The organism is Mesorhizobium sp. M6A.T.Cr.TU.017.01.1.1, from assembly GCF_004023115.1.
GTDB lineage: Bacteria > Pseudomonadota > Alphaproteobacteria > Rhizobiales > Rhizobiaceae > Mesorhizobium > Mesorhizobium mediterraneum.
This window is the reverse complement of sequence record NZ_RZTA01000051.1, coordinates 1-11,960: the sequence shown is the minus strand read 5'-3', so window position 1 is coordinate 11,960 and position 11,960 is coordinate 1. Positions and strand designations below refer to the sequence as shown.

Here is an 11,960-nt window from a genome sequence, read left to right as displayed (position 1 = left end):
AGGGCCAGCGGCGTCAGTTCCGGGGAACCGCGAACATGTCGAAATTCTTCTTCCTGCCGAGATCGTTTTCGGTGAGTTTCGGACCGAACAGCGTCGTCGGCCCCACCAGGCGGACATCGTAGCCCTTGTCGGCAAAGAACCGGTGCATCCGCACCCGCTCGTCCATCGAAAGGTTGTGATTGACCTCGGACTTGATGTAGGGCCGGCATTCGTCGATCAGCGCGCCGATCGAGATCAAAACCGACAGATCATGCTGCTCCACATCGGTCTTGATGTAGCGCAGGCGCTTGATGCGCTGGCCGAGCCGGGCACGGATCAACGGCTCAATTCGCCGTCCCTCGACCGGGATACTGAAAGCGCTCCCGTGCTTCCACCGCGACACGCCGGTGTGGTCGCCGCCGTTCTCAAATCCCGGGTTGCCGTAGTCGAAGACGAACGACCCATCTTCCGGCGTCGCCGCGTAAGGAATCGGAAAAATATTCAGTCTGCAAGGGTTGAGCGCGGCATTGGCTCCGAGGATCGTGAAGGCAAAAGGGTTCGGCTCGAAAGCGAGGACCAGGCCCTGCGGCCCGCAGGCGAGGGCGATCGGTATCGTGCTGTCGCCAACCTGGGCACCAACGTCGATCGCCACGTCGCCATCGCTCAGGAACGTCCGCAGGTCATCGATTTCGCCCTGGGTGAGATCGAGGTCTGCCCCGCGCGGGTTCTTCCAGCGAGCGAATTCAATCTTCCCGTCTTTCGGGAGATCGATGACTTGTATCGAGTGGCCGTAAACGCGTGTTCTTGGCTTCAATCCAAGCAGATAGAAATATTCTTTTAGTCTCACCCCTTGCTGATAACGCAAACCATGACGGCATTTCAACCCGGGACTATCTGACGCCAGCGCCTCTGCGAAAATCCGACGGCGACATGCCGGCCAGCTTGCGGAACGACTTGTTGAAGGCGCTGAGCGAGCCGAAGCCGGAGTCCATCGCGACGCGCAGCACGTTGGCATCCTGGTGCATCAGCAGCGCCTGCGCGTAGCTGAGCCGCAGCAGGTTGACATATTCGTTGAGCGTCATGCCGGTCGATTTCTTAAAGATGCTCATGGCGTATTTGGGATGGATATCGGCCGTCGCCGCGATGTCCACACAGTCGATCTCGTAGAGGAAATTCTCCGCTATGAAGTCGCACATGCGCCCGACATTGCGCAGGGATTGCTGATCGAAAGGATTGCCTGCTTCCTGCTCGATCGAGGTTTCGGGGGCGAGCCGGTAGGGCTCGAACCGCACCCGCTCCAGCCGCAGCAACAGCTCGTTCACGGCGTGCTCGGCCTTGGCTGGATCGCCTGACCGGACATAGCGGTTCCAGCGCTCGAAATTGTCGCTGTCGGACCGATCGGTGGCATTGGTCACCAATGTCGCGCCCGTCATCAGCCGGTTGCGAATATCGGCGGGCAAATGCAGCCGGAAGAAATGCACCAGTGGCAGATGCGCGCCGGCGAAGACGGCATCGTCCGATGCATCGATCATCTGATGCGGCAGGCCGCCCCAGAACAGGCACATGTCGCCGGCCGAAAGCGAGATCTCGTGATCGTTCATGCGGTAGTGGACAGTGCCGCACATGATGAAGTTCACCTCGACCTGGGCATGCCAATGCGGCTTGAGCATCACCAGGGGATGATTGTGAAACGTCTGCAGGAGCAGCGGCAGGCCCTCCACGCTGCTGGCGCCAGGCTGGTAAAACGGTCTTTCCGGCATCTTACTTTCCGCCAATTCTTTATTCCCTTTGTCGCGGACAAGCCTTCGCCAGTGCCTAGTCTAGCCATGCTCGCGAAGAGAGAGCAAATGAAATGGGAGGATTTCGATGCGCATCACATTGACCTGCGCCGCGCTCGCGCTTGCCCTGGGCTCAGCCCCGGCCTTTGCGCAGTCCGGCGAAATCACGATCTGGAGCTGGAACGTCGCCGCTTCATCGCTGAAGGCCACTATAGAAGGCTTCAACAAGCAGTTCCCCGACGTCAAGGTCACGGTCCAGGATCTCGGCAACCAGCCGACCTACGACAAGTCGATCGCCGGCTGCGCCGCCGGCGGCGAGGGGCTGCCGGATGTCGTGACGATCGAGAACGGCGAGGCCGAGAACTACTGGAGCCAGTTCCCGGACTGCTTCGTCGACCTTCACACGCTGGGCTACACGGCCGAAGACCAGGCAAAATTCCCCGATTTCAAGCGCACCGAGCTCGAAGTGGAAGACAAGGCCTATGCGATGCCATGGGATTCGGGCCCGGTGGCGATGTACTATCGCCGCGACTTCTACGAGAAGGCCGGCGTCGATCCCGCGTCGATCAAGACCTGGGACGATTTCATTGCCGCCGGCAAGAAGATCCAGGACGCCAATCCCGGCGTGACGATGACCAACGCCGATTTCAACGGCGACTCCGAATTCTTCCGCATGATCGCCAACGAGCAGGGCTGCGCCTATTTCGCCGCCGATGGGCAGTCGATCACCGTCAATCAGCCGGCCTGTGTGGCGTCGATGACCAAGATCAAGGAGATGAAGGACGCCGGCATCATCACCTCGGCCGACTGGAGCACCAAGATCACCAACAACACCGCCGGCAAGGTCGCCACCCAGATGTATGGCGGCTGGTATGAGGGCACCATACGCACCGAATCGCCCGACGGCAGCGGCAAATGGGGCGTCTACCTGATGCCGAGCCTCACCGCCGACGGCCCGCGCGCCGCCAATCTCGGCGGTTCGTCACTCGCCATCACCTCGGTGTCCAACAACAAGGAGGCCGCCTACGCCTACCTGAAATACTCGCTCGCGACCAATGAGGGCCAGATAGCGATGCTGAAGGGCTTTGGCCTCGTGCCGTCGCTGATCTCGGCGCTCGACGATCCCTATGTCTCCGAAGGCCAGCCCTATTGGGGCGGCCAGGCGGTGTGGAAGGACATCCTCGGCACCTTGCCCAAAGTCGTCCCAAGCCGCGGCACGCCGTTCCAGAGCGACGCGGAGATCATCGTCCGCGCGGTGCAGACCAAATATCTGGGCGGTGGCTATCCCGATGCCAAGGCGGCGCTCGACGATGCCGCAAGCCAGATCGCCTCGGCGACCGGTCTCCCGGTCGAAGAGTGATCTTCACGCGGCTCTTCCTTCTCCCCCTGTGGGAGAAGGTGGCCTCGCGAAGCGAGGTCGGATGAGGGGTGTTCCAGCTTGGCAGGACGGCATGCCTTCCAGCACCCCTCAACCGTCTTGGCGCTGCGCGCCAATCCACCTTCTCCCACAGGGGGAGAAGGTAAGACAGCGGCGGCGCCGACTTCGACAGCAAGCCGGCAAACCTAGAAACGAGAGGCGAAGGAGGCAACGATGCGCTATCAGAACGCCACGGCATATCGCTTCCTCGCGCCCTACCTGCTGATCTTCTCGATCTTCTGGCTGTGGCCGATCATCAGCTCGTTCCTGATCTCCTTCCAGGCGACGCGCACCGTGCCGTGGCGGTTCGCCCCCACCTTCAACTGGGGCCGGCTGATCGGCGACCCTGCGTTTTTCAATGCGCTGAAGAACACGCTGCTCATCCTCGTCATCCAGGTGCCGGTGATGATCACGTTGGCGATCGTCATGGCGGTGCTTTTAAATTCGCCGCTGCTGAAAGCCCGTGGCCTGTTCCGCTTCGCCTTCTTCGCCCCGGTGGTGGTCGGCGAAGTCGCCTATTCGGCGGTGTTCCGGCTGATGTTCAACCTCGATTACGGCATCATCAACAAGCTGCTGAACAGTGTCGGCCTGCCCCGTGTCGACTGGTTTTCCAACGTCACGCCGGCGATGGCGGTCATCATGATCGCGGTGACCTGGCGCTGGGCCGGCTACAACGCCATCATCCTGCTCGCCGGCCTGCAGTCCATCCCCCAGGATGTCTACGAGGCGGCGACGTTGGACCGCGTCAGCAAGCTCAAGCAGTTCTTCTACATCACCCTGCCGCTGCTCAAGCCGATCATCGTGTTCTGCGCCGTGCTGTCGATCATCGGCACCATGCAGCTGTTCACCGAGCCGTTCCTGATCACCGAGCGCGGCGGACCGGGCGGCGGCACCGAAACGCTCGGGCTGCTGCTTTACCGCCAGGGCTTCAGGTCGCTCAACTTCGGCTACGCCTCGGCCATCGCCTACACCATGGCCGGACTGGCGATCGCCATCTCGCTGGTGCAACTGTGGCTGACGAGGGACCCGAAATGAGCTCGCGTTCCTCTTCAAAACTGGGGCGCAGCATCGCGCTGCATCTCTTCCTGACGCCGCTGGCGCTGATCTGGCTGTTTCCTCTGTGGATGATGGCGATTTTCTCGACCATGCCCGACAGAGGCATCTTCAGCCCCAGCATCGAGCTTTTGCCGCACGGCAGTTTCCTCGACAATGTCAACAATCTGCAGCGCGACACCAATTTCATCGGCGCCATCGGCATCTCCGTCTCGGTGGCGGTGACCTATACGTTCCTGTCGGTGCTGCTCACCTCGATGGCCGGCTGGGCGCTGGCGCGCTACCAGTTCTTCGGCAAGGGCGTGGTCGTCGCCATCATCCTTGGCACCATCACGCTTCCCTACGCTGTCGTGCTGATCCCGCAATTCATCATGGTGGCGCGCGACTTCAAACTCGCCAACACCTGGGTGGCGCTGATCGTGCCGCCGCTCTTCAATTCGCTCGGCGTGCTGTTCATGCGGCAGAGCTTCTCGATGATGCCGGGCGATCTGTTCGACGCCGCTCGGGTCGAGGGGGTCAAGGAATGGCGGATCTTCCTGTTCGTAGCGCTGCCGCTGGCGCGGCCGATGCTGGCGGCGCTCGCCATCATCCTGTTCCTTGCCTCCTGGAACAACTATCTCTGGCCGCTGCTGATCAATTCCAAGCCCGGCGCGATGACGGCGCCGGTGGCGCTCGGCACGCTGATCGGCCTCACCAAAGTGTCGTGGGGCGGCATCATGGCGGGCGCCGTGATGCTCACCGTGCCGATGCTCGTCGTGTTCGTGCTCTTGCAGCGCCATTTCGTCGCCGGCATTGCCGCCGGCGCCATCAAATAGGATCAGCATGGCAGCGGTCACACTCAAAAATGTCGTCAAGCGCTTCGGCGGCTTTCAGATCATTCACGGCGCTGACATCGACGTCAATGACGGCGAATTCGTCGTCTTTGTCGGCCCCTCCGGCTGCGGCAAGTCCACGCTGCTGAGGATGATCGCCGGGCTCGAGGACATCAGCGGCGGCGAGATCGCCATCGGCGGCAAGGTGGTGAACGACGTCGAGCCGGCCGATCGCGGCATCGCCATGGTGTTCCAGTCCTACGCGCTCTACCCGCATATGAGTGTCGAGCAGAATCTGAGTTTCGGGCTGAGGATGAACGGCAACCCGAAGGCCGACACCGAGCGGCGGGTGAAGCGGGCCTCCGAGATCCTGCGCATCGCCGAGCTGATGAAGCGCCGCCCGCGGCAATTGTCGGGCGGCCAGCGCCAGCGCGTCGCCATCGGCCGCGCCATCGTGCGCGAGCCGCAAGTGTTCCTGTTCGACGAGCCGCTGAGCAACCTCGATGCCGAGCTCAGGGTGCAGATGCGGGTCGAGATCTCGCGCCTGCACAAGGAGCTCGGCGTCACCATGATCTATGTGACGCACGACCAGACCGAAGCGATGACGCTGGCCGACAGGATCGTGGTGCTGCGCGACGGCTATGTCGAGCAGATCGGCAGGCCGCTCGATCTTTACAGTGACCCCGACAATCAGTTCGTCGCGGGCTTTGTCGGCTCGCCGAAGATGAACTTCATCAAAGCTCGGGTCCTGGGGCACAGCGCTTCCGGCGTGACGGTCGAATTGGCAGGCGGGACGCGTCTTACACAGCCGCTGAATGGCCCGGTGCCCGAACCGGGAAGCAAGGTAGTGGTGGGCGTTCGCCCAGAACATTTCGGTCATGCCGGAAAGGGCGACGCCGATCTTTCTGTAACCATCGACGTGGTCGAGCATCTGGGTGGCACGAGCTTTCTCTACACCCGTACTGCGGCTGGCGACGATATCGTCATCCAGCGCGACGCGGCCGAGGTGCCCGACGCCCCTGAGATCACCGTTTCCATCCGCAAATCTTACTTATTCGACGACAACGGACGGCGGCTGCGCTGACGGCCAGCTCGCCTCAAATCCCAGGAGAATGACAATGACTTCAATCGCGCCCATCCGCTGGGGCATTCTCGGGCCCGGCACCATCGCCAAGGCCTTTGCCGGCGGCGTGGCACATTCGCGCACCGGCACATTGGTTGCCATTGCCGCGCGCAATCCCGGCAAATCAGGCCTCGCTGAAAATTTCCCCGGCGCCCGCATCCTCGACGGCTACGAGGCTTTGCTCGCGGACCCGAACGTCGATGCGATCTACATTTCGACGCCGCATCCCAGCCACGCCGAATGGGCGATCAAGGCGGCCGAGGCCGGGAAGCATGTGCTTTGCGAAAAGCCGATGGGGCTGACCGCCTTCGAGGCCGATGCGATGATCCATGCGGCGCGCAAGGCCGGCACCTTTCTCGGCGAAGCCTTCATGTACCGGCTGCATCCGCAGACGGCAAAACTGGTCGAGCTGATCAGGTCCGGCGCGATCGGCGAGGTGCGCATGGTGAAGTCGAGCTTCGGCTTCGCCATGCCTGATTTCATGCCGGAGCACCGGCTCTACGCCAACGACCTCGCTGGCGGCGGCATTCTGGACGTCGGCGGCTACCCCGTTTCGATGGCGCGGCTGATTGCCGGGGCGGCGGTCGGAACGCCCTTCGCCGAGCCGGACAAGGTGGTCGGCGCTGCGCATCTCGGCCAGTCCGGCGTCGACGAATGGGCCTCGGCGCTCCTGCATTTTCCCAATGGCATCGTCGCCGAAGTTTCCTGCGGCATTTCGCTGGCGCAGGACAATGTCCTGCGCATCGTCGGCACCAAGGGTCGCATCGAGGTCGCGGATTTCTGGTATGCGAGCGGCAGGGAAGGCGGCACCGGCGAAATCCGCATCATCCGGCCGGGCGGGGAGGAGGTGGTCGAGGTCAGGGAAGACCGCTGGCTCTACGCTTTCGAGGTCGACGCCGCCGGCGAGGCCATCCTGGCCGGGAAGCAGGAGTTTGCCTGGCCGGGCATGGGCTGGGCCGACAGTCTCGGCAATCTGCGCGTGCTCGACAAATGGCGCGCCGCGATTGGCCTCGAATACGAGATCGAGAAGCCCGAAAAACGCCTCAACACCATCTCCGGCCGGCGGCTGCGCTCCGGCGGCACCACCATTCCGAAGCGCGAGATTCCGGGCCTGCCGCGGCCGGCCTCGTGTCTGGCGCTCGGCTTCGAGGATTTTCGCACGTTCTCCTCGGGCATGATCCTGCTCGATGGCTATTTCGAAGCCGGCGGCAACGTCTTCGACACCGCCTATATCTATGGCAGCGGCTACACCGAAACGCTGCTCGGCCAGTGGCTGACGAACCGCGGCGTGCGTGAGCAAGCGGTGGTCATCGGCAAGGGCGCGCACACCCCGCTCTGCTATCCCGATGTGATCGGCAAGCAGCTCACCCAGTCGCTCGACCGGCTGCAGACCGATCATGTCGATGTCTATTTCATGCACCGCGACGATCCGGACGTGCCGGTCGACGAGTTCGTCGACGCGATGGACAGGGAGGTCAGGGCTGGCCGCATTCGCGGTCCGTTCGGCGGCTCGAACTGGACAAGGGAACGCATGGACGAGGCTATTGCCTATGCCGAGCGGACCGGTAAGCAAAAGCCTGGCGCGCTTTCGAACAATTTTTCGCTGGCCGAAATGCTGGTGCCGATCTGGCCAGGTTGCGTCACATCGTCGAGCGATGAATGGAAGGCCTGGCTGACCGCCCGGCAGATGCCGAACTTTGCCTGGTCGAGCCAAGGGCGGGGTTTCTTCACCGGCCGCGCCGGGCGCGACCAGCGTGACAATGAAGAGCTGGTCCGGGTTTGGTACTCGGAGAAGAATTTCGGCCGCCGCGACCGGGCAATCGAGCTCGCCGACAGACTGGGCAAGAGCCCGATCCATGTCGCGCTCGCCTATGTCCTGGCCCAGCCGTTCCCGTCCGTCCCGCTGATCGGACCGCGCACGCTCGACGAGTTGGAGGACAGTCTGCGGGCGCTCGACATTGCGCTTTCGCCGGACGACATCGCATGGCTGGATGGCGGTTCGGATCAGAAGCTAGCGCGGGGCACGGGTTGACCTACCTTGCCTTCTCCCCTTGTGGGAGAAGGTGGATTGGCGCGCAGCGCCAAGACGGAAGAGGGGTGTTGGACGGAGTGGCGTCGGTGCCAAGCTGGAGCACCCCTCATCCGTCGCCTTCGGCGACACCTTCTCCCACAGGGGGAGAAGGGGAGCCGCGCGAGGCGCAACGCCACGGCTCCCCGGAACAGGTGATGGCGAGGGCGAACGAGACCTACCCCCTCACCTTCGGCCGCCGATCCTTCCACGGCATCTCCCGTTCCAGCTGCGTGGAGACGGCGAGCACGGTCGCTTCGTCGCCGTAGCGGCCGACCAGCTGCACGCCGATCGGCACGCCGCCGGCTGACCAGCCAAGCGGCAGCGAGATCGCCGGCTGTCCGGAGATGTTGAAGGGGAAGGCGAAGACGGCGTCCGTCCACTTCGCATTGTAGCGGTCGATGTCCGGTTCCGACATGTCGTAATAGCCCAACGGCCTCGGCAGTTGCGTCAAGGTCGGGGTGATGAAGAGATCGTAGGGCGCGAGATCGCCGACGATGTCGCGGCCGATTTGCCGGATCGTCTCGACGTCGGAGATGTGGCGGATGCCGCTCGTTGCGCGGCCGCGCTCGATGATCGCCCAGGTTACCGGCTCGACGTCGCTTGGCGTCACCGGCCTGCCGATCACCGTTTCGTGGTAGCCGAAGGTTGCCGCCGTCTGCACGCAGGTCATGTTGGTGTAGGTCTTCCACACCGCGTTGGCGTCGAGCGGCATGTCGTGCTCCTCGACATCGTGCCCAAGGTGCTCGAGCGCGGCGACCGTCGCCAGCACCGTGGCCTTGACCTCTGGGTCGATGTTTGGCGGCGTGACGGTAAAGCCGACGCGCAGTTTCTTCGGCGCACGCGACGAGAGGCTGAGCCAGCTGCCGCCCGGCACCGGCGGCGTATAGGGATCGCCCGGCAGCGCGCCGGCCACGGCATCGAGATAGGCCGCCGTGTCGCGCACCGTCCTGGAGCAGCACAGGAAATAGGCGCCGCCATACCAATAGTCGCCGAAGGGCGCCAGGCTGACGCGTCCGCGCGACGGTTTTAGGCCGACGATGCCGCAGCAGGAGGCCGGGATACGGATAGAGCCAGCGCCATCGCTGGCCTCGGCGATCGGCACCATGCGCGAGGCGATGGCTGCGGCCGCGCCGCCGCTCGAGCCGCCCGGCGTGATGCCGTGTTCCAAGGGTTTTTCGTCGCGCCGTAAAGCTTGGGTTCTGTGCTGATCGACCAGCCATTCTCGGGCGCATTGGATTTGCCGACAAGCACCAGGCCCGCCGCCTTCATGCGGCGCACGACCTCGGTGTCGAAATCGGCGACGACATCTCTCAGGAAAGAACAGGAGTTGGTGTTGGGCGCTCCGGTCCAGGACGAGCCCAGTTCCTTGAGCAGGAATGGTACGCCGGCAAAGGGCGCGCTTCTATCGACCGTCTCAGCCGAAGCCCGCGCCATGTCGTAGAGCCGGTGAATCACCGCGTTCAGCGCCGGGTTGAGTCGCTCGATCATGGTGATCGCCGCCTCGACAAGCTCGGCCGGCGAGACTTCGCCGCGCTTCACCAGCTCGGCCAGATCCAGCGCGTCGGATTCGGCGTAGGTTTCCAGGAAGCTGTCGGTGATTTCGGCCATGTTTCTCTCCCTCGTTCTGCCATGCTCAAACGGCGCTCCTTCTTCCTTCTCCCCTTGTGGGAGAAGGTGGATTGGCGCGCAGCGCCAAGACGGTTGAGGGGTGCTGGACGGAGTGCAGTCGGTGCCAAGCTGGACCACCCCTCATCCGGCCGCGGAGCCTGTCCTCGGGCTTGCCGGAGGCAAGACCTGTGGGCGGCCACCTTCTCCCACAAGGGGAGAAGGCGGAGCTAGGCCTCAGGCCAGCTCGACGGTCCGCCCTTCCGCGATGCTTTGCTCGGCGGCAAGCACGATGCGCAGGCTGTTGACTGCGGCGTCCATCTGCTCCGACAAGTCGAGATCCTCGCGGATGGCGCGCAGGAAGAATGCCTGCTCGCGGTCGCAAAGCTCCTGGTGGCCGGGTTCGTCCTCCATGCTGACGATCTCGTCCGGCTTGCTGAAATTCTTGTCGCCGTCGACCTGTGCGTAGTGGATCTTGAGCGCATCGGTCTTGGTGTGGCGATCGATGTCGGCGGAGTTCGATACCTCAGCCAGTTCGGCCGCACTGCTCGCCTGCTGGCCGGCGACTATGGAGACCGCGCCCTTGGGGCCGACCACATCCTTCACGAAATAGGCCGTCTCGCTCATCATCGGCCCCCAGCCCGCCTCGTACCAGCCGACCGAGCCGTCATCGAAAGTAACGTGCAGATGGCCGTAATTCTGCTTGGCGGCGTCGGCCCACAGTTTGGCGCCGATGCCGTGAACGCGGACCGGCTTGGCGCCGGTCAGCTGGCACATGACGTCGACATAGTGGACGCCGCAATCGACGATCGGGATCAGCGAATCGATCAGGTTCTTGTGCCAGTGCCAGGCGCTGCCGCTGCTCTGCTGGTTGAGGTTGAGGCGCATGACCAGCGGCTTGCCGAGCGTCTTGCCGACCTCGATGAACTTGATCCATGATGGGTGGACGCGCAGGATATAGCCGAGCACCAGCTTGCGGTTCTTCGCTCGCGCCCCGGCGACGACCTTTTCGGCATCCTCGATATTGGTGGCGAGCGGCTTTTCCATGAACACATGGCAACCGGCGGCAATCGCCTTCAGCGCATATTCGGCATGCGTGTTGGGCCAGCTGTTGATGGAAACGGCTTCCGGCCTGGTCTCTTTCAGCGCCTGATCGAAATCCTCGTAGAGCGGATAGCCGGCTAATTCCGCCGGGATCTTTGTGTTGCTCTTGATCGTCCGGCTCATGATGCCGACGATCTCGAAGCCATCCAGCCGGTGGTAGGCGCTGGCATGCGACGCGCCCATATTGCCCAGCCCAATCACCAGCACTTTCACCTTGTTGGTCATCTCAGCCTCCCAAATTCTTCATTGAGTTGTGCGCGGCGATCGGTTGCCGCTCGTATGTCTATCTGGGACAATCACCTCAGATCAGTCGCCGCCGCTCATTGCCCGGCGCTTTCCTCTCCCCCCTCGATCGGGGGAGAGGTGTCGAGCGAAGCTCGACGGAGTGGGGGTCGACCTTCGCGCCCGCCTGAGGTTACTTGCTCGCCAGATTGTGCCTGTCTTACGGCGACTGCGCGTTTGGCGAACGCCTTCCCCCACTCCGTCGCCGCTTCGCGGCGCCACCTCTCCCCCCTCCGGAGGGAGAGGAAAGGAGCCAAGGCAGGCCAAGGGCAGCGCCGACATAGACAATTGCAGCCTTTACTTGACCGCCGAGTCGAACAGATGCGCCTTGATGTTATCAACATCGAGCGCGGCAAAGCCCTCTGACAGCTTGTAGCCGTTGGCATCGGCCTTGACCTTGGCCTTGTCGAAGCTGTTGGCGGGGCCGATCAGCTCGTTGGTGCAGACGTCCTCGGCCTTCACCGGGCTGGTGATCTGGCCGATCTTGTGGATCTCGTCGAAGAAGCCCTGCCAGCTCGCCATGTCGTGCGAGCCCCAGCCTTCGCGCTTGTCCATGTCGCCGCGGAAGACGTTGATCTGCTGCAGGATCGAGGTGGTGCCGAGCTCGGGCCCGAGATTCTTGGCCAGCGTCGGGAACTGCTCGAACACCGCTTCGACGGCGGCGCGTGGATTCTGGTAGCCGAACTCCAAACCCATCGCCCAGCCGCGCAAATACTTTTCCAGGAACGCCTTGCGG

8 protein-coding genes and 2 pseudogenes are annotated in these 11,960 nt (G+C 63.2%); 5 read left to right on the top strand and 5 right to left on the bottom strand.

The window, feature by feature from the left end; translation table 11 throughout:
• Window positions 1-13 precede the first annotated feature (13 nt).
• Both EOB36_RS17530 and EOB36_RS17525 read right to left on the bottom strand, forming a co-directional pair.
• Window positions 14-826, bottom strand: coding sequence for an FkbM family methyltransferase (locus tag EOB36_RS17530; protein WP_158302543.1), 813 nt, complete (start codon window positions 824-826; stop codon window positions 14-16).
• Between the two features lie 43 nt (window positions 827-869).
• A complete protein-coding gene (locus tag EOB36_RS17525; protein ID WP_095484815.1) occupies window positions 870-1,739 on the bottom strand; it encodes a helix-turn-helix domain-containing protein in 870 nt (289 codons plus the stop codon).
• Between the two features lie 106 nt (window positions 1,740-1,845).
• On the opposite strand from EOB36_RS17525, the gene EOB36_RS17520 reads away from it, so the two are divergent.
• From EOB36_RS17520 to EOB36_RS17500, 5 genes are all read left to right on the top strand, one after another.
• Window positions 1,846-3,117, top strand: coding sequence for an extracellular solute-binding protein (locus tag EOB36_RS17520; protein WP_128285343.1), 1,272 nt, complete (start codon window positions 1,846-1,848; stop codon window positions 3,115-3,117).
• A 231-nt stretch (window positions 3,118-3,348) separates the two neighbouring features.
• A complete protein-coding gene (locus EOB36_RS17515) occupies window positions 3,349-4,209 on the top strand; it encodes a sugar ABC transporter permease (protein WP_128285342.1) in 861 nt (286 codons plus the stop codon).
• Complete coding sequence (locus EOB36_RS17510) at window positions 4,206-5,042, top strand: carbohydrate ABC transporter permease (RefSeq protein ID WP_126104285.1); 837 nt, start codon at window positions 4,206-4,208, stop codon at window positions 5,040-5,042. Before EOB36_RS17515 ends, EOB36_RS17510 begins: the two co-directional genes overlap by 4 nt.
• Window positions 5,043-5,049: 7 nt before the next feature.
• Complete coding sequence (gene ugpC, locus EOB36_RS17505) at window positions 5,050-6,123, top strand: sn-glycerol-3-phosphate ABC transporter ATP-binding protein UgpC (RefSeq protein WP_095484811.1); 1,074 nt, start codon at window positions 5,050-5,052, stop codon at window positions 6,121-6,123.
• 34 nt (window positions 6,124-6,157) lie between these two features.
• Window positions 6,158-8,194, top strand: a complete 2,037-nt coding sequence (locus EOB36_RS17500) for an aldo/keto reductase (RefSeq protein WP_128285341.1) — start codon at window positions 6,158-6,160, stop codon at window positions 8,192-8,194.
• A gap of 214 nt (window positions 8,195-8,408) precedes the next feature.
• Here EOB36_RS17500 and EOB36_RS17495 read toward each other — a convergent pair.
• The 3 genes and pseudogenes from EOB36_RS17495 to EOB36_RS17480 all read right to left on the bottom strand — a co-directional run.
• Window positions 8,409-9,721, bottom strand: a pseudogene (locus EOB36_RS17495) (amidase).
• Between the two features lie 354 nt (window positions 9,722-10,075).
• Window positions 10,076-11,167 (bottom strand): Gfo/Idh/MocA family oxidoreductase, encoded by a 1,092-nt coding sequence (locus EOB36_RS17490; protein WP_128285340.1) that lies wholly within the window; start codon window positions 11,165-11,167, stop codon window positions 10,076-10,078.
• Between the two features lie 354 nt (window positions 11,168-11,521).
• Window positions 11,522-11,960, bottom strand: a pseudogene (locus tag EOB36_RS17480) (ABC transporter substrate-binding protein); the annotation flags it as partial.

Excerpts from the sequence above, each read along its gene's own strand:
- EOB36_RS17490 (WP_128285340.1), bottom strand. The coding sequence starts at position 11,167 with ATGACCAACAAGGTGAAAGTGCTGGTGATTGGGCTGGGCAATATGGGC.
- EOB36_RS17500 (WP_128285341.1), top strand. The coding sequence starts at position 6,158 with ATGACTTCAATCGCGCCCATCCGCTGGGGCATTCTCGGGCCCGGCACC.
- EOB36_RS17510 (WP_126104285.1), top strand. The coding sequence starts at position 4,206 with ATGAGCTCGCGTTCCTCTTCAAAACTGGGGCGCAGCATCGCGCTGCAT.
- ugpC (WP_095484811.1), top strand. The coding sequence starts at position 5,050 with ATGGCAGCGGTCACACTCAAAAATGTCGTCAAGCGCTTCGGCGGCTTT.
- EOB36_RS17520 (WP_128285343.1), top strand. The coding sequence starts at position 1,846 with ATGCGCATCACATTGACCTGCGCCGCGCTCGCGCTTGCCCTGGGCTCA.
- EOB36_RS17525 (WP_095484815.1), bottom strand. The coding sequence starts at position 1,739 with ATGCCGGAAAGACCGTTTTACCAGCCTGGCGCCAGCAGCGTGGAGGGC.
- EOB36_RS17515 (WP_128285342.1), top strand. The coding sequence starts at position 3,349 with ATGCGCTATCAGAACGCCACGGCATATCGCTTCCTCGCGCCCTACCTG.